Origin of the sequence: Arthrobacter sp. YAF16, from assembly GCF_052113385.1 — a bacterium.
Lineage (GTDB): Bacteria > Actinomycetota > Actinomycetes > Actinomycetales > Micrococcaceae > Arthrobacter.
In genome coordinates this window covers 103,453-126,745 of the sequence record NZ_JBFRDC010000002.1, presented here as the reverse complement: position 1 = coordinate 126,745, position 23,293 = coordinate 103,453, and the positions used below count along the sequence as shown (strand labels likewise).

The following is a 23,293-nucleotide window of genomic DNA, read 5'->3' as shown; positions in this document are numbered from 1 at the left end:
TGTTAGCTAAATCCTATTAGGCGTGACGGCGCCCACCCGCCAAACTCGCCTAGTCTGTAAGGAAGCCAACACAAGGAGCAGGCCAGCCATGCGTTTCATCCGACAACTTCCGGGCGCCCTGCTGGGCCTGATCGTGGCGGCCACGGTCCTGCTGGGCTCAGCCCTCCTGGCTGCCGGTCCGGCGTCGGCCCACGACGCCGTGGAGTCGACCAGTCCCGCCGCCGGCGCGACGGTGCCCACCCCGCCGGCAGCGGTTGCGATCACGCTCAGCAATCATCCGCTCGCCCTCGGCACACAGATCAAGGTCAGCGACGCCACCGGCAGCAACTGGGCCGATGGCGGTGTGGACATCGTGGACAACGTGGCCTCGCAAAAGCTCAAGGCGGGCGCGCCGGCCGGGCTCTACACGGTGCAGTGGCGGGTGGCCAGTTCGGACGGCCACCCGATAGAGGGCACCTTCACCTTTACCGCGGCGGCCGGCGCGACGGCGGCCGGCAGCGCACCTGCGCCGGGCACGGTACCGACGCTGGGTACCGCCCAGCCGGGAACGACCATCGCGCCCTCGCCGGCGCCGGACGCCTCGCAGCCCTTTCCGTGGAGCATCGTCATCTTCGTGGCGGTGGCGGTCGGCATCCTGGTGGCCCTGGGCCTGATGGCAAAGCGGCGGCTCAATGGCGGCGACGACGAAGACGGCTACGGCGACGCCGAGACAGACGCCGACACAGCCACCAACCCGGACGAATCCACCGGGGGACCCCGGAGCTAGGCTGGAGGCCGCAGACGGCTCCTAGGCCGGCAGCGCCAGTCCCGCGGACAGCAGCGCGGGCATGCCTTCCGGATGGACTTTGGCGGAAATCGCCTGGCCCACCAGCTTGGCCTGGCGCAGGACTTCCTTCGGCGTGGGGGTAATCAGCTCGCCCACGCCGACGAGGTACATGCCGAGTGCGTGCATGGCCGCCATGAGGTTCTGGCCCGCGGCAACCCCCAGCTCAGCGAGCATGCGGCGCAGTTGGCTGTGCGCGCAGCGGGTGAGGACCAGATGGTCGGCGTATAGGATTCCGTTGGGGGTGCTGACGGCCCACTGCTGTGCCGGCTGCCCGGTTCCTTGGAAGTCCAGGCTGGCGTCCGCCGGGCCATCCGCGTCAAGGTGGTCCAGTTGCAGCGCGCGGACGTTGTTACGGACATCGAGGTGGTGGCTGGCGGCGTAGTTCCGCAGGTGGCGCAGGATCTCGTTGCGCTCCCGGAGGGTGGCTGCGTCCGCCGCGTCGCAGCGCTGCAGCGAGGAAGTGTTGGCCGGGTTCCCTGCCCCGAGCAGATCCAGGCCGTCCACCACGATGGCTTCAACCCCCCGGCGCTGCAGCTCGCTGGCGACCGCCAGCCCGGACAGGCCCGTGCCGATGACCACAGTGCTGGTCCGTTCGATTCCGCCGTACACAGGCATGCTCGACACTGCGGGGTCCCTCCTCGAATGATGCGGATTCCGGGCCCATGCCCGGAACGCTTTTCCGGCGATCCGTCCCGACGCACTCCACAGGGGAGGCTGCGATCTGAAAGACGAGTCTCGGTTCAGCAATGCCTCAGAGGATACCCAAGATTGCGGGCTGTGAACAGGGCCGGCCCGACATTGTATTTATGCGGGTTTTCGCCGGTTTGTCCGGGTTCCGGCAGACGCATTAACCAATGATCCGCGGGTTTCCGGGGCCACGGAGGCCGTGTAAACACTGGGTAAACCTTGCCTGCGTCCCGGGTGGAAGCCGCGGCCTGACTCTTCTGGCAGAATAGCCGCAACACAGCCACGTAACGCGAGGAGGCGGACCCCATGGCCCGAGAACAGGTGCATCCGGATCCGGCGGGGGACGCCGCCGGCCACGGCTCCGCTCCTCGGGGCATAGTGGTCGGTGTTGACGGCTCGGACCACAGCCACTGCGCCCTGGTGTGGGCGGCCCGGGAAGCCGAGCGCCGGCACCGTCCGCTGCACATCGTGACCGCCTACTCGGTGCCGGTTTTTGCCGCGTCCGGGCTGGACGGCGGGTACGCGACGGTGGACGATTCGGTAATCCGCGAGGGCGCGGAGGCCATCCTGAAGCAGGCGCTGGACAAGGTCGCCGGGTACTCCATCGACGTCGATGCCTCGGTGGAGAATGGCGACGCCTCCGGTGTCCTGCTGGAAATGACGGAAACCGCCGAGCTGCTGGTTTTCGGAACCCGCGGCCGGGGCGGCTTCGTGGGCCGGCTCCTCGGTTCGGTCAGCAGCGCGCTTCCCGCCCACGCCAAATGCCCCACGGTCACGGTGCCGCTGATCTGCGGCGACCGGCTGGGCGAAACCACGCAGGACAAACACGTCCGTGCCGAACGGGAAAAGTCAGGCCACCAGCCGGTGGAAAACGTCGTGGTGGTGGGCGTGGACGGCTCCGAGCAGGCCCGGGTGGCGGTCCTCGAAGCGGCCGCCCAGGCTGAACGCCTCTCCGCGACGCTGCGCCTGGTCTGCGCCGTTCCGCAGTACAGCGGCTCGCTTGCCTGGGTTCCGGCCCCGATGGACCGCGAGGCCCTCTTTGCCGATATCCGGGTCCAGCTCGACGCCGGCGTGGCCTGGATTAAGAGCCACTTCCCCCGGCTCGACGTCGAAACCCAGCTCGTCGACGGGTCGCCGATCGACATCCTCGTCGAGGCGAGCCGGCACGTGGAACTCGTGGTGGTGGGCACCCGCGGCCGCGGCGGCTTCGCCGGGATGCTGCTGGGATCCACCTCGGACGGCATCCTGCACCACGCGAAGGGCCCCGTCATGGTGGTTCCGGACCGGGATGACCCGCGGCTGGCCGACCGGCCCAGCTTCGGACCGATGCTCGGCGACTCGTAGCCCGGACCCGGGAGCACGCGCTTCCCCAGTGAAGGGAGGGCCGGCAGGTGGAGCAGTTACCCGTTCCAAACGCGCCCCGGCATGGCCCGGGGCTGGTGCTCGGCTTGGAGCTGGTCGGCGCGGAACTGCTGAACGCCGTCGGCGGCAAGGCCGCCAACCTCGGCGAACTGCTGCGCGCACGGCTCCCGGTGCCGGCCGGCTTCTGCCTGACCACACAGGCCTACCGGCGCGCCACCTCGGGTGCAGGGCTCGACACCGTCCACGCCGGGTTGGCCGCGGCCGCACCGGGGGACCTTCCCGGACTCGCCGGACTGGCCGCCGCCGCCCGCCGCCTGGTCCTGGCCGTGGACATCCCGGCCGACATTGCCGAGGCCGTCAGAGAGGCCTATTCGGCGCTGGGACCGGACACCCCGGTGGCGGTCCGCTCGTCCGCTACCGCCGAGGACCTGCCGTTCGCCAGCTTCGCCGGACAGCAGGACACCTTCCTGAACGTCGTGGGCGCCGACGCGGTCCTGGCCGCCGTCCGGCAGTGCTGGGCCTCGCTTTGGACCGACCGCGCCGTGAGCTACCGCGCCATCCAGGGGATCAGTCCGGCGGCCGTGTCGCTCGCCGTTGTGGTCCAGCGGATGGTGGACGCAGCCGTGGCCGGCGTCCTGTTCACCGCCAATCCGGTCACCGGCAGGCGGCACGAGGCGGTCATCGATGCCAGCCCGGGCCTCGGCGAGGCGGTGGTGTCCGGGGCGGTCAACCCGGACCACTTCGTCATTGACAGCGGCACCCGGAGAATTCTCGAGCGCCGGATCGGGAGCAAAGCGGTGGTGATCCGGCCGGTGCCGGGCGGCGGAACGGAGCGGACCGAGCGGACCGCCCGGTCCGGCGCGGGCCCGCAGCCCTGTGTCGACGACGTCCAGCTCCTGGGCCTGGAGCTGCTCGGCCGCCGCGCGGAGGTGCACTTCGGGGCGCCGCAGGACCTCGAATGGGCGATCGACAGCGGCGGAGCGGCATGGCTGACGCAGTCGCGTCCCATCACCACGCTCTACCCCCTGCCGGAGCGGCCGGAGCGGGCGCCGGTCCGCGATGGAACCCGCGTCTACCTTTGCTTCAGCCTGGCCCAGGGCCTGACCCGGCCACTGACCCCGATGGGGCTGGCAGGCTTCCGGCTGATCGCTTCGTCCGTGGCGCGGGCGGCGCATTTCGAGGTTCCCGCACCGCACGACGGGCCGACGCCGTATGTCCAGGCCGGGCAGCGGCTCTTCTTCGACCTGACCCCGGTGGTGCGCAGTACCGTCGGGCGGGCCATCGTGCCCCGGGTTTTCGACGTGATGGAAGCCCGCTCCGCGGCAGTGCTGCGGGAGCTGTTCGGGGACCCCCGGTTTTCCGTCACCAGCAGGTCCCCGTGGCGGCTGCTGCGGCACATCGGCCCCGTGGCGGCGCGGGCCAGGGTGCCCGGGTCGCTGCTTCGTGCCCTGTTCAGGCCCAAGGTCGCGCTGCGCCGGGCGGAACAGTTCGGCGAACGGTTCCGGGGCACCCTGGTGGTCCCCGCCGGGTCCACCGCGGTGCAGCGGCTGGACCACGTGGAGCGCATCCTGGGCCGGGAGCTCTTCCCGGTGGTGCCCAATGTCCTCCCGCTGCCGGCCCTGGGCTTTGCCCTGCTCGCGGCCGCCGGCAGGCTGCTGGGACCTGCCGGCGGCCCAGGTGCGCTGCAGCCGGTCCTGCGGGGGCTGCCCAACAACGTCACCACCGAAATGGACCTGGCCCTCTGGCGGCTCGCCTCGGCCATCCGGGCCGACGCCAGCGCAACCGCCGTCTTCGACGGCGCAGGCTTCGATGATGCCGTCGTGCCGGACCTCGTCCGCCGCTACCGCGACCGGACGCTGCCCGCCGTCGTGCAATCCGGGATCGCCGGCTTCCTGGGCCGCTACGGTCACCGGGCGGTGGCGGAAATAGACCTCGGGATGCCCCGCTGGTCCGACGATCCGACCCACCTCCTCGGCGTCCTGGCCAACTACCTGCGGCTGGAGGATCCGGGCCAGGCCCCGGACCGGCAGTTCAGCAAGGCGGCGCGCGACGCCGAGGCCCAGGTGGAGCGACTGGTCGCCGCCGCGGGGGAGCGGGGCAGGCTGCGGGCCGCGCTGGTGCGGGCGGCACTGAAGCGCACCCGGATGTTCGCCGGGCTGCGCGAACTGCCGAAGTACCACATCGTCGAGGCGATGGCCGCGGTGCGGGGACAGCTCCAGGCCATCGGGACGGAGCTGGTGGCGTCCGGACGTCTCACGGACGCGGACGACGTCTTCTTCCTGGACCTGATCGAGGTCCGTAACGGTCTCGCCGGGAGCCAGCTGCAGCACCTCGTCGCGGAACGCCGCGCAGCCTATGCCCGCGAACTGGGCCGCCGCCACATTCCGCGGGTGCTGCTCTCGGACGGGACGGAACCGGAGGCGCTGCAGGACGGCGCCGCCGGGGCGGGGGCAGGAACCCCCGGAGTGCTGACCGGCACGCCCGCATCGGCCGGCACCGTCACCGGCAGCGCCCGCGTCATCCTTGAGCCGCAGGGGGCGCGGCTGGAGCCCGGCGAGATCCTCGTGGCACCCTCCACGGATCCGGGCTGGACGCCGCTGTTCCTGACTGCCGGCGGCCTCGTGATGGAAATGGGCGGCCCCAACTCGCACGGCGCCGTCGTCGCCCGGGAGTACGGGATTCCCGCAATCGTCGGGGTCCCGGACGCCACCTCGCTGATCGTCACCGGGCAGGCCGTCACGGTCGACGGCGCCGCCGGCACCGTAGTCCCGGACGGGCCGCGGAACGGCGGCGGGCCACCGGCGGGCGTTGCCCCGGAGGAATCTGCCGGGACACGGTGATGCCGGCCGCATCCGGGCGTAATGTTGAAACATGAGCTGCCAAGATGGAGCGCGGTCGCAATGACCCGTACCTGGTTGCGCTGGCTGCCAGCCGCAACCGTTCCCGCCGTGATCGCCGCCGGGGTGCTGGCGGGATCCCTGCCGGCCAGCGCGGGGGACCCGCTGCCCGCCAAATCACCCGAGCAGGTGCTGGAGCTGATCGCCCAGCACCGCGACCCGTCCTTCTCCGGAACCCTGGAACAGACCTCGGACCTGGGCCTGCCCGACCTTCCCAAAACCGGCCCGGGAACCGCGTCCGGTGACACCGCCTGGCTGGAGCTGCTGACAGGACCGCACACGGCCCGGGTCTACCGCGACGGGGCGGACAGTGCCCGCATCCAAGTGCTGGACCGGCTCGCCGAACGTGACGTCATCCGGCACGGCGACCAGCTCTGGTTCTACAACTCCAAGGACAACACCGCCGCGCACGCGGTCCTCCCGGCCGGCGGCCGTCACCCGTCCGGACAGGAATCCGTGCCGACCCCGGACCGCCTGGCCGCCAAGCTGCTCGCCGCCCTCGACCGGAGCAGCAATGTGAGCGTCGGGACGGATGTTGAGGTCGCCGGCCGCCCCGCCTACCAGCTGGTGCTCACCCCCAGGTCCACGGCCACGCTGCTGGCCTCCGTCTCGATTTCGGTGGACGGCCAGAGCGGAATGCCGCTCGGCGTTGAAGTGAAGGCCCGCGGCCAGTCCGATCCGGCGTTCAGCGTCGCGTTCACCAAACTTTCGCTGCAGGCGCCGGACGCCGCGATCTTCCAGTTCAGCCCGCCCCCGGGTGCCACCGTCAAGGAGCTCCCGGTCCCGGACCACAAGGCGACCGGCGCCAAGGAAAAGCGCGGCACTGCCACGAAGGCCCCGGGCACAGCCACAAAGGCCCCCGGCACGGCGTCGAAGGACAAGGTCAAAGTCAGCGGAACCGGCTGGGAATCCGTCGTCGAACTGCCGGCTGGCTCCCTGACCAAGGCAGCACCGGCCAAGGGAGGGCCGGAGCAGCAGGGCGGCCCCGGGAGCGCGGCGTCGCTGCTGGCCCAGGCGACGGTGCCCGTGGCCGGCGGCAGGCTCCTTTCGACCGCCCTGCTGAACGTGCTGATCCTCGACGACGGCCGCGTCTTCGCCGGGTCGGTCCCGCTGGAACGGCTCCAGGCCGCGGCTGCCGCCCGGTGACCGCCGTCGCGCCGTTACCCGAACTGCCGTCCGCCGAACTGAGCATCGAGACCCGGGGCTTGAGTAAGCGCTTCGGCCGGCAAATGGCGGTCGACGGCGTCGACCTGGCCGTACCCCGGGGCTCGGTCTTCGGTTTCCTGGGCCCCAACGGCTCCGGCAAGACCACCACCATCCGGATTATGCTGGGCCTCGCAGCTGCGTCGAGCGGCTCGGTCCGCGTCCTGGGCGAGGAGATGCCGCGGCAACTGCGCACCGTGCTGCCGCGGGTGGGCGCCCTGGTCGAGGGGCCGGCCTTCTACCCCTTCCTCTCGGGAGCCGCGAACCTGCTGCGCTTCGACGCCGCCGATCCGGAGGCCCAGGCCGGGACGCGGCGCGCGCGGGTGCGCACCGCGCTGGAACGGGTGGGCCTGGCGCACGCCGCGGACAAGAAAGTCCGGGCCTATTCGCTGGGCATGAAGCAGCGGCTGGGGATCGCCAATGCCCTGCTGGCACCCCGGGAGCTCCTGGTGCTGGATGAGCCGACCAACGGCCTGGACCCGCAGGGCACGCGCGAGGTGCGGCACCTGGTGCGGTCCCTGGCCGCGGACGGCGCCACGGTGTTCGTCTCCAGCCACCTGCTCGCCGAGGTGGAACAGATCTGCACGCACGCGGCCATCATGAGTGCCGGACGCCTGGTGGCCCAGGGCCCGCTGGCGGGGTTGCGGCAGGCCGGGCAGTCCAGGGTCCGGCTGCTGACGCCCGACCCCGGCGCCGCGGCCAGGGTGATGGCCGGCCTGGGATTGACCCCCGACGGCGGTGGTTCTGGCAGCGGACAGCCCGACGGCGGGGGATCCGCAGCCGCGGGCGAGGTGCTCTATGCGCCGCTGCCTTCCGGCCCCGCCGGAGGCGCCCCCACGCCCGAACAGCTGGTGGCGGCCCTCGTAGCGGCCGACGTCCGGGTCCGCGGCTTCACCGTGGAACAGGGCAGCCTCGAGGACCGCTTCGTCGAGCTGACAGGGGAGGGGTTCGACGTTGCCCAGTGATTCGACGGTGCAGGGCGGGGCAGCGGGCCCTGCCACGGCCCCGACCCTGCGGCTGCTCGGCTCCGAGCTGGGGGTCCTGTTCCGGCGCCGCCGGACCTGGGCCATGTTGCTCGCCCTGGCCGCCATTCCGGTGCTGATCGCCGTGGCCGTGCGGCTCTCCTCGGCGGTGCCGCCCGGGCGCGGGCCCGCGTTCCTGGACCGGATCAGCCAGAACGGGTTGTTCGCCGGCGTCACGGCCATGCTGGTCGCCGTCCCCTTGTTCCTCCCGCTCACGATCGGGGTGGTCGCCGGGGACACCGTGGCGGGCGAGGCAGGACTGGGAACCCTGCGGTACCTGCTGGCGGCCCCGGCCGGGCGGGGAAGGCTGCTGGTGGCCAAGTTCGCGGGCGCGGTCGTGTTCGCCGTCGCGGCCCCGTTCACGGTGGCCCTGGTCGGGGCAGGCATCGGCGCCGCGCTCTTCCCGGTGGGTCCCGTGACCCTGCTGTCAGGGGACTCGATCGGCGCCGCCGAGGCGTTGGGGCGGCTGCTGCTGATTGCCGCCTATCTGGCCGTGTCCCTCGTGGGGCTGTCCGCCATCGGCCTGTTCATGTCCACCCTCACGGACGTGCCCGTCGGCGCGATGGCGGCAACGGTGGTGTTCGCCGTCGTCTCCCAGGTCGCCGATGCGCTGCCCCAACTGGAGTGGCTGCACCCGTGGCTCTTTACCCACCGCTGGCTCGACTTCGCCGACTTACTGCGCCAGCCCATCGTCTGGGACTCGTTCGCCGCCAATGCCCTGCTGCAGGGCGGCTATCTGGCCGTCTTCGGCGCCCTCGCCTACGCCCGGTTCACTACGAAGGACGTGCTCTCCTAGGGCATCCGGGCGACGCCGTTCCGGGCATCAGTACCGGGCGGCGTAGGGGTAGAGCTGCATCCCGGCCATGGACGCGAGGTCCGTCACGGTGATCCCGCTCTCCGGGTTCAGCGCCTGCACTACACGGCCCCCGCCAAGGTAGATGGCCACGTGGTAGAACCCCGGGGCCGAGCCCCAGACCAGCAGATCCCCAGGCTGCGCTGCGGCAAGCGGCACCTTCACCGGCGCCTGCGCAAACTGCTCGGCGGCGGTGCGGGGCAGGCTCTTGCCGGCCGCGGCGAACGCGTTCTGGACCAGACCGGAACAGTCAAAGCCGTAGGCGCCCGTTCCGCCGTATTGGTAGAAGTAGGGCGCGCCCACCTTGCCCATGGCCGAGGACAGCGCTGTCTGGTTGGAACCGCCGGGGGCCGGGGCCGGGACCGGGGCCACCGGGGCCGGAGGCGGCGGGGCCGGCGTGGGGGCCCGCGGAGGAGCCGGGGACGGCGGGACGGGCGCGGGATCCCGTGGCGCCGGGACGGTCGGCGCCGGCCGCGGCGCGGCTGAGGCCGGCGGTGCGGGCGGCCTGGGCGTCGTGCCGGACGGCCGGCCCGGGGTGGCCGGTGCCGGCTGCGCTGCCCGGGCAGGCTGTCCGGTGGGCGCCGCCTCCCGTGTCAGGGCCGCGAGCCGTGCCTGCTGGCGCTGCCGGTCGAGTGCGTCCACCCGCGCTGATTCGAGCGCCACGGTGGTGTTGCGAAGGGTGGCGAGTTGGCCGACCAGGACCGTCCGCTGCGCCGCGGCCTCTGACACTGCTTTCTGCCGGTCCGCGTCGGCGCGTTCGGCGTCGGCCTTGCGGGACTCCGCGGTGCGGGCAGCATCATCGGCGGCGCGGTCGGCCTCGGCGGCGGCATCCTTCGACGACCGGGCGGCGGCAGCGGCGGTCTCTGCTGATTGGAAGGCGCGGGTGCGGCTGGCGGCCACCGCCTCCAGCGTGGCGGCCTGTTGCAGCGCCTCGCCGTTCCCGCCGACCAGGTTGCCGAGCGCCGGCGTCATCCCGCCATTGCGGTAGAGATCACCGGCGAGTTGGCCAATCAGTTTGCGCGCCTTTTTCTGCTCAGACTCGGCGGCGGCGGCCTTGGCTTCCGCCAGCTCGGCGGCATCCCGCCGGATCTGGAGTTCCACCAGGGCATCGACGTAGGCGTTGTTGGCGGCGAGCGAGGTGGCCAGGCCGGCCTCCTTGGCCGCGGAAGCGTCGGCCAGGATCCGGTCGATCCGGTTGACCTGATCCGCCGTCGCGCTTTCGCTGGCCTTCGCCGCGGCGATGTCCGCGGGCGTCGGGAGGTCCGGCGCGGCCGGCATCCTCAGGCCGGGGACCGACTTCGTGGCGGCCGGGGCGGCCTGGGCGGGGATCGCCAACGTTCCGAGCAGTACGACGGCGGTGCACAGGGCGGCGGCCCTGCCGCCGGGTCCGGTCCAACTCATGGAAAAACCTCGTTGCAGTCAGGCTGGCGCGAGCGAGGTCTGAAATTGGCGCATGAAAAAGCCCCTCTGCGGATCGCCCAGCAGGGAAGAGGCTACGTGCCAACTACCACTTTGGCAACAAGAGTCACATCAATAACATAAACAACAACAATGTCATTTGGGCACATTCGCAGGGGCGTGTCGAGCATTGCGGCGGGTGCCGGGGCGGGGCAGATGTACCCGTACACCGCTGCGCCGGCCGGTCAGGCGTGCTGGTGCGCCTCGTGTTCCGCATGGGTGGCCGGTTCGAGCTGGAAGGTGCAATGTTCGGTGTCGAAGTGCGAGCCAAGGCAGGTGACCAGTTTGTCCAGCACCCTGTCGGCGCCGCGGGCGCCCAGCGCAGCGTCCTCCACGACCACGTGGGCAGAGAAGACCGGCACCCCTGAGGTGATCGTCCAGATGTGGATGTCGTGGACGGACACCACGCCGTCGACGGCCAGGATGTGTTCGCGGATCATCTGGACGTCCACGCCCTTGGGAGTGGCTTCGAGGAGCACGTCCACGACGTCCCGGAGCAGGTGCCACGCCCGGGGCAGGATCATCAGCGCGATCAGGATCGAGGCGATGGTGTCAGCGGCCTGGTAGCCGGTGACCATGATGACGATGGCCGCGACTATGACGGCGAAGGAGCCCAACAGGTCGCCCAGGACTTCCAGGTACGCTCCGCGGACGTTGAGGCTTTCCTTCTGTGCGCCGCGGAGGATCATCAGCGAGACCAGGTTGGCGACCGCGCCCAGGACGGCGGCGAACAGCATAACGTCGGTGTGGACCTCGGGAGCCGAGCCAAGGCGCCGGATGGCTTCGGTGAAGATGACCACGGAAATGACGATCAGGACCAGCGCGTTGGCCAGCGCGGCCAGGACCTCCGCCCGCTGGTAGCCGTAGGTCCGCGCATCGCTCGCCGGCCGCGCGGCAATCCAGGCCGCCAGCAGCGCGATGAAGACGCCGGCGGCGTCGGAGAGCATGTGCCCGGCGTCGGCGAGCAGGGCCAGCGAACCGGAAACGAGGGCGCCCACGACCTGAATCAGGACCACGGACAGGGTGATGCCCAGCACGGCGATCAGGCGCTTGCGGTGCTTCCCGGTCGCCGTGATCCCATGTGAGTGGCTGTGGTCGTGTCCCATGATTCCAAGGCTAGTCCCACCGGAGGCGGCTAGCCCCAGCCGAGATCGTGCAGCCGTTCGTCGCTGATGCCGAAGTGGTGTGCGATCTCATGGACCACGGTGACCGTCACTTCCTCGACCACGTCCTCGCGGGAGGCACAGAGGTCCAGGATCGGCTGGCGGTAGATGGTGATCCGGTCCGGCAGCGAACCGGCGTCCCACCAGGAATCCCGCTCGGTCAGCGGCACGCCCTCGTAGAGGCCCAGCAGAACCGTGTCCGGGTCCTCGTCCGGTTGGGGGGTGTAGTCGTCCTCGATGAAGACCGCCACGTTGTTCATGGTCTTCGCCAATTCCGGCGGGATCCGGTCCAGGGCGTCGCCCACCGCGGCTTCGAATTCGTCCTCGGACATCGGGAACGGTCCGTGGTGGCGGTCGTGGTTGTGGCCTGCGTCGTCGTTCCCGCTGGGCACGATCGGCAGGCCGGGAGGGAGTGATGCGGGCATACCCGGAACTCTATGCCCTGGCCGGTGCGCCCCGCAGCGGCCGGGAACGGCGCCGGGTCAGCGCGACGCCGGCGAGGCAGATCACGCCGCCCACGAGGCCCCAGATGGTGGGGATCTCGCCCAGCACCAGCCAGGAGATCAGGATGGTGGTCCCGGGCACCAGGTAGGTGGTGGCGGCAAGCCGTCCGGCGTCGATCAGCGAGAGCGCATAGGCCCAGGTGGTGAACGCGATCGCAGTGGGAAAGACGCCCAGGTACACCAGCCCCAGCGTTGCGGGCAGCGGCGCCGCCTGCAGTTCAGCGACGAGCTGGCCGCTAAAGGGCAGGCAGCACACGGCGCCTACCATGATGCCGAACCAGGTGGCCTGGGCCGCGGGGAACTTCCGGAGCACCGGCTTCTGCACGATCACGCTCACCGCCGCGAGAGCGGCCGCGAGCAGGCAGAGCAGCACGCCGGCAACGTCCGCCGTCGAGCGCTGGCCGGAACCGAGGGCAATCACTGCCACGCCGCCGAAGGCCACCAGGCTGCCGATGATCAGCCAGCGCGGGAAGCCTTCCTTCAGGATGATCCCGGCCATCACGGCGACGAGGATGGGGTTGACGTTGATCAGCAGGGCGGCGGTGCCGGCGTCGAGCATGTGTTCGGCGGCGTTCAGGGCAACGTTGTAGCCGCCGAACCACATCACGCCGTAGGCCAGGATGGGCCACCACTCACGGCCCCGGGGCAGCACGGCGGTCTTGCGGAACTGCGGCAGTACCACGAGACCCAGCACGACGGCGGCCACGGCAAGCCGTCCCAGGGTCAGCGGTCCGGGGGAGAAGCTGGGGCCGACCGCGCGGATGCCCACGAAGGCCGACGCCCAGAGCACCACGGTGACGACGACGGCGGCGATTCCGAGCCTGCTGATCTGCCCGGGCCGGCGGGTTGCCTGCGCCGCGGCCGGTGGGGCGGCATGCGAGGCCGCTTCGTGCGTGCTGTCCGGGTGCGTGCCGTCCGGGTGGGTATTGTCCGGATGTGCGCTGTCCGGGGAGGGGGAGCCTGTCTCGGCTGTTGTTGCCATGCTGCCAATCTAGCCCGTGCGGCGGCCCGGCAGCTGGCGGGAATCGGTCAGGTCTAGTCGGTTTACTGCCAAAATGCAGCCAAGCCCAGCGCCGCGCCCGGCCCGGCGCACCGGCGCAGATTCAGCGGCCCTGATTCACCGGAGCGGGCGGGCGGCGGCCCGGATGGCCGCCGCGACCTCGTCAAGTGCGGCCGATCCGTGCCGCCATTGCTGCCAGTGGAGTGGGACATCCACGTGCGCCGCGGGATCCAGTGCCGTCATCGTGCCGCGCTGCAGTTCCTCCGATACTTCGATTTCGGGGAGCAGCCCCCAGCCCATCCCCCAGCGGATGGCTTCGCCGAACTCGTGGGCGGCCGGAATGTAATGCCGGGGCGCGTTCAATGCCGTGCGGCTCACCCACCGGAGGTATCGGTCCTGTAAATCATCCTTGCGGTCGAAAACAATGACCGGGGCGGCGGCGAGGGTAGCCGCCGAGGCGCCGCCGGAAAACCACCGGGCGGCGAAACCGGGGGTGCAGACCGGCAGGTAGCGCATGACACCCAGCCGCCGTGAGGTGCAGCCGGGCGCCGCCTCGGCCGTGGTGGTGATGGCGGCGGCCGCTGCGCCGCTGCGCAGGAGGCCCAGCGAATAGTCCTGGTCCTCCCGGAGAATCTCGAGCTGGACCCTTCCCGCCACCGCGGCCAGTCCGGCCAGCGCCCAGGTATGCAGGGAATCGCTGTTGATCACCAGGGCCAGGCGCGTCCGCCCGTGCGGTTCCTCCGGCCGCAGCTCCTCGGCAAGGTCTGCGGAAAGGAGCTCCAGCTGCCGGGCAAACCGCACCACCGCCTGGCCGGACTCGGTGAGTCCCGCCGGCCGGGCCCGGGTGAGCACGGGACGGCCGACAGCGGCCTCGAGGGCACGGATCCGCTGGCTGATGGCCGAGGGGGTCACGGATAGGTGGGCGGCTGCGGCGTCGAAACTTCCGTGCGTGACGATGGCAGCCAGCGTCCGGGCCTGCTCGGGGGAGATGTCCATCATTAGCCAACCTTATGTGGCAACAGAAAGATTAGCTGGCTTCATCTTTGCCCGGCGCTTACCGTCGAAGGGTGATCCTTCCCCTGTTTTCCGGCCTCTCCGCCGGCCTGTCGCTCATTGTGGCCATAGGCGCGCAAAATGCCTTCGTCCTCCGACAGGGCATCCAGCGCTCCCATGTGGCCATGGTGGTGGCTGTCTGTGCCGTTTCGGACCTGGTGCTGATCGTGCTGGGCGTCGCCGGCATCGGCGTCCTCTTGGACCGGGCGCCCGCCGCCCTCGTGGTGATCAAGTGGGCGGGAGCCGCGTTTTTGCTCGTCTACGGAGCGCTCGCGGCCCGGCGCGCGATCGGCGGGGAACAACTGGACCTGCCCGGGGATAAGCCCCCGGGCAGCAGGGCGGCCGTACTGGCCACCTGCCTGGCTTTCACCTGGCTGAACCCGCACGTCTACCTGGACACCGTCTTGCTGCTCGGGTCGCTCGCGGCCGCCCACGGCGAGTCCGGACGCTGGTGGTTCGCGGCCGGCGCTGGCCTTGGAAGCATTGCGTGGTTCACCGCCCTTGGCGCGGGGGCGCGCTTCCTGGCCTCCCTGTTCCGGCGCCGGGCGGCCTGGCGGGTGCTCGACGCCGCAATCGCCGTCGTGATGATCACGCTTGCTGTGTTGTTGCTTGCTTAAGCGCCGCGCCCGCCTGGCCCCGGCCGCTACTCTCCGCGTCCGGACCACTCGAGGAGTCGTTCCAGCGGCCAGGTGGTGATGATCCGCTCCGCAGGCACGGCGTTCCGGGCGGCCCGCTCCGCGCCGTATTGCAGGAAGTCCAGCTGGCCCGGAGCGTGCGCGTCGCTGTCGATGCTGAAGAGGCAGCCGGCGTCGAGCGCGAGCTGGATCAGTTCATCCGGGGGGTCCTGGCGCTCCGGCCGTGCGTTGATTTCGACGGCGACGTCGTTCGCCGCGCATGCCGCGAACACACGCCTCGCGTCAAAGTCCGAGGGCGGCCTCGTTCCGCGGGAGCCGTTCAGCAGGCGGCCGGTGCAGTGGCCGAGCACCCTGGTGTGCGGATCCTCGATCCCGGCCAGCATCCGCCGGGTCATGGTCCGGCTGTCCGAGCGGAGCTTCGAGTGCACGCTCGCCACCACGATGTCCAGGCGGTTTAGCAGTTCCGGTGCCTGGTCCAGCGCTCCGTCCTCCAGGATGTCGACCTCGATGCCGGAGAGCAGGCGGACCGGGGGGTGGCCTGCGCCTGTCCCGGGGGCCTGCGCGGCCACGATCCCTGCGACCACCTCCAACTGCTCGGTGAGGCGTTCGGCGCTGAGGCCGTTAGCGATCTTGAGGGTGGGGGAGTGGTCGGTCAAGGCCAGATATTCGCGGCCCAGCATCCGGGCCGCGTCCAGCATGGACTCGATCGGCGAGCCGCCGTCGGACCAGTCGCTGTGCGTGTGCAGGTCGCCGCGGAGGTTCGCCAGCAGTTCATGGCCGCCGGCGGCGAGGGGCTCGGCGCCACGTTCCCGCAGGCCCGCGAGGTAGTCGGGGACGCCGCCGTCGACCGCCTGCGCAATCACCTCGAAGGTCCGGTCGCCGATCCCCTTCATCCGTTTCAGCCGGCCGTCCGCCGTCCGTGCGGCCAGTTCCCCGGGGGAGAAGCCGCCGATGAGTTCGGCCGCCTTGCGGAACGCCTGGACCTTGAAGGTGGTGGCGCGTTCGCGTTCGAGCCAGAAAGCGATCTCATTGAGGGCAGCGGTGGCGTCCATCTGACCATCATCCGCACAGCCGCATGGGCCCTGTCCAGAGCTTATTCCCGGGTTGTGGAGTGGATTTTGGAGATTCCGGAAGTTGGCCCTATAGTTTTATAGGTCCAGTTCGGAGGAACCCGAAGGGAACAAAAACGGAAGGCTTCGGTCCTTAATTTTTGCCCTTGTTCAGTGGGTTTACCGGATGGCGTCCTGGCCCCCATCGTCTAGCGGCCTAGGACACCGCCCTTTCACGGCGGCGGCACGGGTTCGAATCCCGTTGGGGGTACGCAAGAAACTGGTCAAGCCGGATGAAAAAGTCTGGTAGGCTAAAGGCCTTGAAAAATTGCAGTAGCGATACTGCAGGCAGCAAGAAACAGCAGTAAACAAGCAGTAAAAGCAAGGCCCTGTAGCGCAGTTGGTTAGCGCGCCGCCCTGTCACGGCGGAGGTCGCGGGTTCAAGTCCCGTCAGGGTCGCTCTGATTGCCAGAAGAAATTCCGGCCGTCATGGTGACACGTCACCTAGGCTCTGTAGCTCAGTTGGTAGAGCGTTCGACTGAAAATCGAAAGGTCACCGGATCGACGCCGGTCGGAGCCACCACTGGGAAGCATCAGTTCATAAACGAACTGGTGCTTTTCTTCTTTAACCCACCCGCCGCTCCGTAATGGCCCTATTGCGGCGTGAAACGGCCCCTCTGGAGCAATCGAGGATGCCCGGAAGCTCGGTCCGAACCTGCAGGCACTACGCAGAGGCTACGGATAGACAGGACGCGGCGCAGGGGGTAGACATTGAGCGAACCCATGGCGTAGAGGGGAGGACGCTCAGTGGAGATCGCCGACAGCTCGGATCTGCAGGAGACGGACACCGTTGGGAAGTGTCCGTGTGCAGGGGCCCGCTTCAACCCCGCTGCCTGCGGCCGCCTCGCCCGGCGCCGTCGGAGCGGCCGCTTCGCCGGGCAAAGGGCGCGCAGATGTTTGTGACTTTTTGGCGGTTTCGCCGCGCCTTGGCACCACGCGCCGCGGCGTTGGCCGCCGGAGCTGCCCTGGTGGTCCTCGCGGCTGCCCTGCAGGTGGCGCTGCCGTGGCCCCTGAAAGTCATTGTCGACGATGTGCTCAAGACCCCGGGCGCTGCGAGCAAGAACGAGTTCCTGCGAACGTTCGGTGCGGCCGGGCTGGAAGGTCAGCAGCTGCTGGTGGTGGCAGTTGCGTGCCTGTTGGTGTTCACCCTGGCGAATGCGGCGGCCAACTATTTTGGGGCGCGGCTGCTCAACGGCGTCGGAGAGCGGGTAATGGCATCCGTCCGCTCCGAGGTGTTCACCCACCTCCAGCGGCTCTCCCTGTCCTTCCACGACAAGCAGAGGCTCGGGGATCTGGTGACGCGGGCGACCACGGATGTCGATTACGTGCGCGCCATGATCATCTCAATGCTGGCTGTCCTGGTACCCAACATCCTCATTCTGGCTTTCATCACGACGATCTGCGTGGTGGTTGATCCGGGCTTCGCCATGATTGCCCTGGCGGTCTCACCGGTGCTGTTCGCTACGGTGCTGATGTACCGCCCCCGCATCAAGGCTGCGTCCCGGGCCGCGCGGAGAAGGGACAGCGACATTGCCTCCACGATGGCGGAGACCTTCTCCTCGGTGCGGGTTATGCAGTCCTCTTCCAGCGAGGCGCGCCATGAGGCCGATTTCCAGCTCCGCAATGCCGCGCGGATGAATGCGGGCCTGAGGCTGGTCCGGTTGCAGGCAGCACTGTCCCCGCTGGTGGATGTCATCGTCACACTCGGCACCGTCGTCGTGCTCTGGGCGGGCGTGCAGCGGGTGCTGGACGGTTCAATGACGCTGGGACTGTTGCTGGTCTTTCTGGCGTACCTCAAAGCCCTTTACGATCCGATGAAGGAACTTTCCAAGCTGACGACGGTCATGAGCCGGGGCCAGGTCAGCGCGGAGCGGCTCCAGGACGTCCTCAGCACCGCCCCGGCAATCACGGACCCGCCCGGTGCCCCGCCGGCGCCGCGGCTGGCGGGCGCGGTGGAGCTGCGAGATGTCGACTTCCACTACGACGATTCCGAGGTGCTGCACAAGATTAACCTCCGTGTGGAGCCGGGCCGGATGATTGCGCTGACCGGGCCCACCGGTGCGGGCAAGTCAACGGTGGTCAGCCTTATTCCGCGGCTCTACGACGTGACGGGCGGCGCTGTTCTCCTCGACGGCGTGGACGTCCGCGAACTGCAGCTGGCCTCGGTGCGCCAGCAGATCTCGATGGTCCTGCAGGAATCCATCCTGTTTCACGGCACCATCTACGACAACATCGCCTACGGATCGGACAACGTCACTCCGGAACAGGTTTTCGCCGCAGCCCACGCCGCGCATGTCGATGAATTCGTTGATCAGCTGCCGCTGGGCTATGACACCCCGGTTGCCGAGCGGGGCGTCAGCCTCTCCGGCGGACAACGCCAGCGCATCGCGATCGCCCGGGCCCTGGTCCGCGATACACCGATCGTCATCCTCGATGAGCCCACCTCCGGCCTGGACGCCATCTCCGAACAATACGTGATGGAGGGAATGGACCGGCTGATGGCCGGGCGGACTGTCATCGTGATCGCGCACCGCCTCTCCACTCTCCGGCGCGCGGACAAGATCTACGTGCTGGACCACGGGCGGATTGTGGAAAGCGGTAACCACCGGCAACTCCTCGCAGCCGGCGGTCTCTACAGCCGGCTCGACGGGCTGCAGGGGGCCCAAGATCCTCCAGCCTTGCCGCTGCCTGCGCGGGGCGCGATCCGCGAGGGAACGCCGGCGAGGCCCGCGACCTCGGGAGCCCTCCCCTGGCGGATCGGAAGGGAGGGCGCGCTGGAGGTGCTGTTGGTCCACCGGCGCCGTCATCAGGACTGGTCCATCCCCAAGGGAAAAGCCCAACCGGGCGAGACGGACCAGGAATGTGCGCTGCGGGAAGTGGGCGAGGAGACGGGTCTCGTCTGCCGGGCCGGTGCGGAGCTGCCGCAGGTGACCTATCTGGACCGCCGCCGGCGCCTCAAGACGGTGCGCTACTGGGCCGCGGAGGCCCAGGGCGGCGTCTTCTCGGCCAACGATGAAGTGGACGAGGCCCGCTGGTTCAGCATTCCGGCGGCGCTGCGCACGCTGAGCGAACCACGCGAACGGCCCGTGCTTCTCGCACTGGGCGGCGTCCTGGAGCGGGAACTTGGGATCCGTGCGGTGCCGGCCCGGGACAGGATGCTGCTGCTTATCCGCGGGGCCACGGCAACACCCCGCCAGCTGTGGGACCACTCCGAACTCACCCGGCCGCTGGCCCACGAAGGACGCACGACAGCCCGCTCCCTCGAAGGACTCGGCTCGTTCTTCGAAATAAACCGGATCCTCTCCGCGCCGGCCGCCCGGTGTATCGGCACTGTTGAACCGCTGGCACGCCGTGCATCCCTGACGGTGGAAGTGGCCAGTGATCTTTCCGATGGCCGCATCGAACGGGCGATGCGGCTCGTCGACAACGCCCGCGGCACGGGGACCGTGCTGTGCACGCATGAGGATGTCATCGCCTCGGTCCTGGACCGCCTGGCCGCGCGCGACCGGACAACCCTCGACAGCCGCGCCGGCCGCCGGCGCGGCTCGGTCTGGGCCCTGACCGGGGACACGTCACGCTACACCGGCGCGTATTATCTCCCCATGCCCGAGGCGGTCCGCCTGCCCGAACAGCGCGCGACCAACAATTAGCTGTCCAACGCCGCGCGGGAGCGCGCTGCACGTTCTTGGATCCTCAAGGCGAGGGCCCCGTGGGTGGACATTGAGTGGCCGGCGAGGGGAGTGAATTGTGAAGATCACCGCCGACCATGCTCATTCTTGCCCCGAGGCCCCGAGGCCCCGAGGCCCCGAGGCCCCGAGGCCCCTCGGGCCTGCGGGCCCACGAGCATCGATGAGAGTTCACCCGGGAGCCCGGCAGTCGGCGGAGTCGTCAGGCAGGCTGGATCCGAGCTCGTTCTTTGACGGCATTTCGGAAGCAGCTAACGATGCCGTGTCCTTCGCCGTGGCCCAGCTTTGATATCTCAATTGTTTTGCCGGCAGCCGTGGCGACGAGGATCTCGCCGGAGATTCGTTTGCTTAGAGTGAGCCTCTCGATTGTCCCATCAGGCATGTCCAAGGTCAGCACCGAGGAATTGGCGGCGTCGGTCACAAACAGTAGCCGTCGGTCGGTGAACACGGCGAAACCCTGTTCTGCGCCGAGTTCCCCTTTCCCCGCGGCCCGGACCAATTCGTCTCGATACAAGTGGCGGACAATGCCGCGCCGATTCTTGGCATCGAAATAGAGACCTGCCCTGTCGGCGGCGTCTTGCAGGCCGTGGAGGTAGATGACGCCTTGGGGGAGGCTTTCCTCAATGGCGGTCAGGTGTGCATAGAGCTCTGGATAGGGGCTGTCCGATGTCCAGACGATTGCGGTTCTTCGTCCCAGGGGCGATGCGGAGCCCGTCAGGCGTGCGTGCCGGCGCCGAAGGATCATAGACCGAGGCACATCGACGACCGTCTCAAGTGCATTGAGGGATCCTGCTTTGAATCCGGCATCGACGGCGGCTTGGTGGATAAGTGGAAATGCCTCCTCAGCATCGGTAAGCATCGTCCACTGGACTTTGCTGGGGACAGTCATGAAGTTCCTCTGGTCGTCGTCTGTGCGTGGTGCTTGCGGGTCCCCACGTGGGCATGTGCGGCGTTGGGGACCCTCGGCCCAGCTGGATGGCTGGATGGGGGTCGACGCGGCGTTGGAGTCGCAACGCCGCGTTCAGCGGTGGGACCGGCAATCAAGGGCGCTTGGAGGCGCGGAGCTGTTCTTCGAATTCGGCGGCGTCAACAGGCTTGCTGAACAGGAAGCCTTGCGCGCGGTCGCAGCCCATGGCTTGCAGTGCGTTCATTTGGTCGGTGGTCTCCACGCCTTCGGCGACGACGCGCAGCCCGAGGCCGTGTCCAAGTCCGACAATTCCGGCAACGAAGGCGGCCGATCCGTCCACGCCGAGCCGGGTCGTGAAGGATCTGTCGATTTTGACCTCGGTGACAGGCAATCGGTGCAATTGGGCCAGGGACGAGAAGCCGGTCCCGAAGTCATCGATCGAGATGCCTACGCCAATGGAACGGAACTCACGAAGGTTGTCGTCGTTGACAGGGGATTCGGACATGGCCTGCGACTCAGTGACTTCGACGGTCAGCGCACGGGCCGGGAGCTGGGTTCGTTGCAGGGTCTTCCGGACTACTTCCGGAAATTCCGCGCCACTTAGCTGGAAGGCCGACACGTTGACGGCGATTTCCAGTTCGTTCCCTTCCGCATGCCAGCGTGCGCCGGCTGTGCAGGCTTCGTCAAGAACAAACGCGCCTACTTCGGCGATCAGGCCGCTGTCTTCAGCCAGGGGAATGAACTCGCCCGGCGAAACGAGTCCGAGTTCGGGATGTTGCCATCGTACGAGCGCCTCGGCAGCGACTATTTCGTTGGTTGCGAGGTCGGTTTGAGGTTGAAACTGGACCCGCAGTTCCCCGCGGGCGGCAGCGCCGCGGAGGTCCGTTTCGAGTCGAAGGTAGTCCTTGCGTTGCACCGTCGGAAGCGTGTGTCCGCGCGCCCGTGCCTTCGCGCGATACATGTCGAAATCGGCCTGTTCGACGAGCCGTCGTGCCGCATCGGAGCGGGTCTCAGGGTCACCGGGGGGAAGGGCTTTTCGGAAGGTGGTGCCTATGGCAATTTCGACGAAGATCTTCTTGCCGTCGATGTCGATGGGTTCCGCGAACCGGGAGCATATCGACGCGGCGATGTCATCGACTTCGTCAGGAGCCCCAATGTTGGGCAGCAGGACGACGAACTCGTCACCGCTGTACCGTGCGACAGTGTCCCCGTCGTGAAGAGCGGCTTTGATCTGGGCGGCGACATGGCGCAGGACGTTGTCACCGGCGCTATGACCGAGTCCATCGTTGATCCGTTTAAACCGGTTGATGTCGCAGAAGAGTAGGCCGACGCCGCCGCCGGTATGGGTCAATGAGGTTTCAAGCCGATCTTCGAAGAGTGCCCTGTTGGGAAGTCCGGTGAGCGGATCGTGGAAGGCCTGCCGCCTGGCATCCTCGAGGAGACGGATATTCTCCAATGCGACGGCGGCTAGAGCAGCGAGCCCGGAGAGTCGCTCGATGAGTGAGCCCTCGAGTTTTTCCGGTGCCGGCCGCCCGGCCCAGTGCGCCAGCACGATGCCTGATACTTCGCCCCCGGCCATGATCGGTATGGCCGCGAGGCCCGATATAGCAAAATCAGCGAGCATACCTCGCGCCCAGTCCGAGCCATTGCGGTCCACCAGTACCGGTGCACCGGTGGCGAGTAGCTGTGCAAGCTCGGGGCTTTCCTGCTGGGTCGTCATGTAGGCGGCCAGTTGATCGGCCTGCGCGCCGTGCCAGCCGCTCATGCCAGCAATTTGGAGGCTGCCGGCCTGTGTGTCCCAAAGGGCAATGGCGGACCGGTCGGCGTCCGACAGAGAGGGCACCGCGTCGGCAATCGAAGTGGCAAGGGCCTGCACGGTGCGGTGCTGCGCGAGGGAACGGGAGACATCGAGGAGTAGTTGCGCTGTTTCTCCGTGTTCCCGTGCTTCGTCAATAATTTCGGCGATGGCGAGGCTTACTGCCGCGTGGCGTGCATATGAGGCCAGGGCGTCCGTGTCTTCGGGGAAGAATTCCTGCCCTGGATGCGCCACAGCCGCCATGACGCCATAGAAGTGCGTAGCGGAAGCAACAGGTACGCTCAGTACCGGCCGGTCCGCCAGCGCGTTGGATTCAGGGGACAGTACCATTTCTCTTTCGTCGAGTGCGGCCTCCAGCACTTTGCCAATGCCGCGGACGCGCACGTGACGTTCGCCGGCGGGGGTCCGGACTGCGAGAAGGTGCCCCGGGGCGTGCACGGCACTGTCTGCGCGGGTCAGGATCTGGTCGAGTACGTCCCCCAGCGGCGAGCTGGTGATCAGGTCCGATGCGGCCGCTTCCAGGATACGGAGCCGGTGCTCTGCTGTTGAACTTCTGTTCGTTGGCGGATCGACCCGTTTGCGTTTCCGCAGCATCCGGGCCAGGTGCTGTCGCGGGGTTATGCTCCACGACACGACGTACAGGCATTCGGGTGCGCCGTCGACCTGACAAAATTCCCCATGGTCCACCCGCGCTGGGGGCAGACCGAAAGAGGCAGGAATTTGGGCTAGAAAGCCTATGGCGTAGTCGCAGTCAATGCGATTGGGATGATACGGGGCGAGCACCTTCCTCGCCACCGTGGCTGATCCTTCCTCTGTCCGTTCGCACCTGTACACGGTGGCAGAATCGTAACGTGTGGCGATCCGGGAGATGCCACGGAAGGCCGCAGCCGGGGAACCAGCTGCCCGCAGTTTCGGCCAAGGCTCCAGGTCAGATTCCAGGGCGGATGCCGGCCCCAGTCGCAGCCCGATTCTGGGATCGTCAAGCTCGACTGCGGCGGCCTCGAAGAGCCGGAGTTTGTCCGGGTACGAAATCCTGCCCTCTGTGCTTTGTACTCGTCGCCATTAGCCGGGGCGCCGCACCCGCTCTGGGGAAGACTGATTCCCCGCCGCCAC

Annotated in this window: 17 protein-coding genes and 3 tRNA genes; 11 read left to right on the top strand and 9 right to left on the bottom strand. The window is 68.7% G+C overall.

Annotated elements, in window-relative coordinates; all coding sequences use genetic code 11:
* The first annotated feature begins 88 nt into the window (after positions 1–88).
* On the top strand, positions 89–766 hold the full coding sequence (locus AB4Y91_RS08220; RefSeq protein ID WP_441417996.1) for a copper resistance CopC family protein: 678 nt from the start codon (positions 89–91) through the stop codon (positions 764–766).
* Between the two features lie 21 nt (positions 767–787).
* On the opposite strand, the gene AB4Y91_RS08215 is transcribed toward AB4Y91_RS08220, so the two are convergent.
* Positions 788–1,441, bottom strand: a complete 654-nt coding sequence (locus AB4Y91_RS08215) for an FAD-binding protein (protein ID WP_441418176.1) — start codon at positions 1,439–1,441, stop codon at positions 788–790.
* A 378-nt stretch (positions 1,442–1,819) separates the two neighbouring features.
* Here AB4Y91_RS08215 and AB4Y91_RS08210 point away from each other — a divergent pair, with 378 nt between their 5' ends.
* From AB4Y91_RS08210 to AB4Y91_RS08190, 5 genes are all read left to right on the top strand, one after another.
* Positions 1,820–2,857, top strand: a complete 1,038-nt coding sequence (locus AB4Y91_RS08210; protein WP_441417995.1) for a universal stress protein — start codon at positions 1,820–1,822, stop codon at positions 2,855–2,857.
* A 47-nt stretch (positions 2,858–2,904) separates the two neighbouring features.
* Positions 2,905–5,715 (top strand): PEP/pyruvate-binding domain-containing protein, encoded by a 2,811-nt coding sequence (locus tag AB4Y91_RS08205; protein WP_441417994.1) that lies wholly within the window; start codon positions 2,905–2,907, stop codon positions 5,713–5,715.
* A gap of 60 nt (positions 5,716–5,775) precedes the next feature.
* Positions 5,776–6,918, top strand: coding sequence for a LolA family protein (locus AB4Y91_RS08200; RefSeq protein ID WP_441417993.1), 1,143 nt, complete (start codon positions 5,776–5,778; stop codon positions 6,916–6,918).
* Between the two features lie 83 nt (positions 6,919–7,001).
* Entirely contained in the window at positions 7,002–7,940 is a 939-nt protein-coding gene (locus AB4Y91_RS08195; protein ID WP_441418175.1) for an ABC transporter ATP-binding protein, read from the top strand.
* Positions 7,941–7,947: 7 nt separating this feature from the next.
* On the top strand, positions 7,948–8,793 hold the full coding sequence (locus tag AB4Y91_RS08190; RefSeq protein WP_441418174.1) for an ABC transporter permease: 846 nt from the start codon (positions 7,948–7,950) through the stop codon (positions 8,791–8,793).
* Positions 8,794–8,820: 27 nt separating this feature from the next.
* Here AB4Y91_RS08190 and AB4Y91_RS08185 read toward each other — a convergent pair whose 3' ends face one another.
* The 5 genes from AB4Y91_RS08185 to AB4Y91_RS08165 all read right to left on the bottom strand — a co-directional run bounded on the left by AB4Y91_RS08185 (position 8,821) and on the right by AB4Y91_RS08165 (position 13,973).
* Complete coding sequence (locus AB4Y91_RS08185; RefSeq protein ID WP_441417992.1) at positions 8,821–10,251, bottom strand: C40 family peptidase; 1,431 nt, start codon at positions 10,249–10,251, stop codon at positions 8,821–8,823.
* A 242-nt stretch (positions 10,252–10,493) separates the two neighbouring features.
* Positions 10,494–11,414 (bottom strand): cation diffusion facilitator family transporter, encoded by a 921-nt coding sequence (locus AB4Y91_RS08180; RefSeq protein ID WP_441417991.1) that lies wholly within the window; start codon positions 11,412–11,414, stop codon positions 10,494–10,496.
* Positions 11,415–11,443: 29 nt separating this feature from the next.
* Entirely contained in the window at positions 11,444–11,896 is a 453-nt protein-coding gene (locus AB4Y91_RS08175; protein ID WP_441417990.1) for a metallopeptidase family protein, read from the bottom strand.
* 10 nt (positions 11,897–11,906) lie between these two features.
* Positions 11,907–12,956 carry a DMT family transporter gene (locus tag AB4Y91_RS08170; protein WP_441417989.1) on the bottom strand — a complete coding sequence of 350 codons (1,050 nt, stop codon included), beginning with the start codon at positions 12,954–12,956 and terminating at the stop codon, positions 11,907–11,909.
* A gap of 135 nt (positions 12,957–13,091) precedes the next feature.
* Positions 13,092–13,973, bottom strand: coding sequence for an ArgP/LysG family DNA-binding transcriptional regulator (locus tag AB4Y91_RS08165; protein WP_441417988.1), 882 nt, complete (start codon positions 13,971–13,973; stop codon positions 13,092–13,094).
* Positions 13,974–14,041: 68 nt separating this feature from the next.
* Between AB4Y91_RS08165 and AB4Y91_RS08160 the strand changes: the two genes are divergently transcribed.
* Positions 14,042–14,644 carry a LysE/ArgO family amino acid transporter gene (locus tag AB4Y91_RS08160; protein ID WP_441417987.1) on the top strand — a complete coding sequence of 201 codons (603 nt, stop codon included), beginning with the start codon at positions 14,042–14,044 and terminating at the stop codon, positions 14,642–14,644.
* Positions 14,645–14,670: 26 nt separating this feature from the next.
* Here the strand turns inward: AB4Y91_RS08160 and AB4Y91_RS08155 are convergent, their stop codons facing one another.
* Positions 14,671–15,714 (bottom strand): PHP domain-containing protein, encoded by a 1,044-nt coding sequence (locus AB4Y91_RS08155; protein WP_441417986.1) that lies wholly within the window; start codon positions 15,712–15,714, stop codon positions 14,671–14,673.
* A 195-nt stretch (positions 15,715–15,909) separates the two neighbouring features.
* On the opposite strand from AB4Y91_RS08155, the gene AB4Y91_RS08150 reads away from it, so the two are divergent.
* The 4 genes from AB4Y91_RS08150 to AB4Y91_RS08135 all read left to right on the top strand — a co-directional run bounded on the left by AB4Y91_RS08150 (position 15,910) and on the right by AB4Y91_RS08135 (position 19,421).
* Positions 15,910–15,982: transfer RNA gene (locus AB4Y91_RS08150), tRNA-Glu, on the top strand.
* 114 nt (positions 15,983–16,096) lie between these two features.
* Positions 16,097–16,170: transfer RNA gene (locus AB4Y91_RS08145), tRNA-Asp, on the top strand.
* 48 nt (positions 16,171–16,218) lie between these two features.
* Positions 16,219–16,294, top strand: a tRNA-Phe gene (locus AB4Y91_RS08140).
* A 370-nt stretch (positions 16,295–16,664) separates the two neighbouring features.
* Entirely contained in the window at positions 16,665–19,421 is a 2,757-nt protein-coding gene (locus tag AB4Y91_RS08135; protein WP_441417985.1) for an ABC transporter transmembrane domain-containing protein, read from the top strand.
* A gap of 238 nt (positions 19,422–19,659) precedes the next feature.
* Here the strand turns inward: AB4Y91_RS08135 and AB4Y91_RS08130 are convergent, their stop codons facing one another.
* Positions 19,660–20,346 (bottom strand): hypothetical protein, encoded by a 687-nt coding sequence (locus AB4Y91_RS08130; RefSeq protein WP_441417984.1) that lies wholly within the window; start codon positions 20,344–20,346, stop codon positions 19,660–19,662.
* Positions 20,347–20,497: 151 nt separating this feature from the next.
* On the bottom strand, positions 20,498–22,975 hold the full coding sequence (locus tag AB4Y91_RS08125) for a putative bifunctional diguanylate cyclase/phosphodiesterase (protein ID WP_441417983.1): 2,478 nt from the start codon (positions 22,973–22,975) through the stop codon (positions 20,498–20,500).
* Between the last annotated feature and the right edge of the window lie 318 nt (positions 22,976–23,293).

Bases quoted from the DNA above. Each gene is read 5' to 3' on its own strand.
- AB4Y91_RS08185 (WP_441417992.1), bottom strand. From the start codon at position 10,251: ATGAGTTGGACCGGACCCGGCGGCAGGGCCGCCGCCCTGTGCACCGCC.
- AB4Y91_RS08180 (WP_441417991.1), bottom strand. From the start codon at position 11,414: ATGGGACACGACCACAGCCACTCACATGGGATCACGGCGACCGGGAAG.
- AB4Y91_RS08210 (WP_441417995.1), top strand. From the start codon at position 1,820: ATGGCCCGAGAACAGGTGCATCCGGATCCGGCGGGGGACGCCGCCGGC.
- AB4Y91_RS08215 (WP_441418176.1), bottom strand. From the start codon at position 1,441: ATGCCTGTGTACGGCGGAATCGAACGGACCAGCACTGTGGTCATCGGC.
- AB4Y91_RS08170 (WP_441417989.1), bottom strand. From the start codon at position 12,956: ATGGCAACAACAGCCGAGACAGGCTCCCCCTCCCCGGACAGCGCACAT.
- AB4Y91_RS08200 (WP_441417993.1), top strand. From the start codon at position 5,776: ATGACCCGTACCTGGTTGCGCTGGCTGCCAGCCGCAACCGTTCCCGCC.
- AB4Y91_RS08165 (WP_441417988.1), bottom strand. From the start codon at position 13,973: ATGATGGACATCTCCCCCGAGCAGGCCCGGACGCTGGCTGCCATCGTC.
- AB4Y91_RS08175 (WP_441417990.1), bottom strand. From the start codon at position 11,896: ATGCCCGCATCACTCCCTCCCGGCCTGCCGATCGTGCCCAGCGGGAAC.
- AB4Y91_RS08130 (WP_441417984.1), bottom strand. From the start codon at position 20,346: ATGACTGTCCCCAGCAAAGTCCAGTGGACGATGCTTACCGATGCTGAG.
- AB4Y91_RS08135 (WP_441417985.1), top strand. From the start codon at position 16,665: ATGTTTGTGACTTTTTGGCGGTTTCGCCGCGCCTTGGCACCACGCGCC.
- AB4Y91_RS08155 (WP_441417986.1), bottom strand. From the start codon at position 15,714: ATGGACGCCACCGCTGCCCTCAATGAGATCGCTTTCTGGCTCGAACGC.
- AB4Y91_RS08195 (WP_441418175.1), top strand. From the start codon at position 7,002: ATGGCGGTCGACGGCGTCGACCTGGCCGTACCCCGGGGCTCGGTCTTC.
- AB4Y91_RS08220 (WP_441417996.1), top strand. From the start codon at position 89: ATGCGTTTCATCCGACAACTTCCGGGCGCCCTGCTGGGCCTGATCGTG.